Annotated in this window: 1 pseudogene; it reads left to right on the top strand. The window is 78.5% G+C overall.

The features are described from left to right. Positions 1 to 534 (top strand): annotated as a pseudogene (locus PYV61_RS26495) (hypothetical protein); the annotation flags it as partial. Positions 535 to 536: the final 2 nt, after the last annotated feature.

The raw sequence follows: 536 nt of genomic DNA, 5'->3' as shown, positions 1-536 counted from the left end.
GTGCGCGTGCAGCTGCGCGGCTGGGTCGTCCCCGCGGGGGCCGCGCTGCTGCTCGTCGCGGCGGCGGGCGCGGTGTGGGCCGGCGCGGGCGGCGCCGACCGCGCGGCGTTCGTGCTGCTGGTCCCCATCGCGGGCGGGCTCGGGCTGGTCGGGCTGCACCGCGTGCTCGTCCCGGCGGCGGCGCAGGAGGCGGCGCGCGGCACGCCGCTCGGCTTCCTGGCCCCGCACTCCGACTTCGGCTTCGGGCGCCGCCACCTCGCGCGCTCGGTCCTGGCGCTGCTGGTGCTGGTGGCGCTCTACGTCGCGCTGGCGCTGTCGCCGCGCGGCGTGTCCACGCTGCTCTCGCTGGCCGCGTACGCGGGCGCGGTGGCCTGGGTCCACCTGCTCGTGCGCGAGCGCGCGCAGCTGCGCCCGCGCATGGCGGTCCCCCGTGCCGTGGTCCTCGCGCGCGCCGTCGGCGCCGCGGTCGGCGCGCTCGGCGGGCTGGCGATAAGTCGGATCGTAGCCATGTCGTTCTGTGAGCCAAGGAGTTGAGA

This window comes from Roseisolibacter sp. H3M3-2 (assembly GCF_029211165.1).
GTDB lineage: Bacteria > Gemmatimonadota > Gemmatimonadetes > Gemmatimonadales > Gemmatimonadaceae > Roseisolibacter.
Note: the sequence above shows the minus strand (reverse complement) of the source record. Positions and strands in the feature narration are given on the sequence as shown.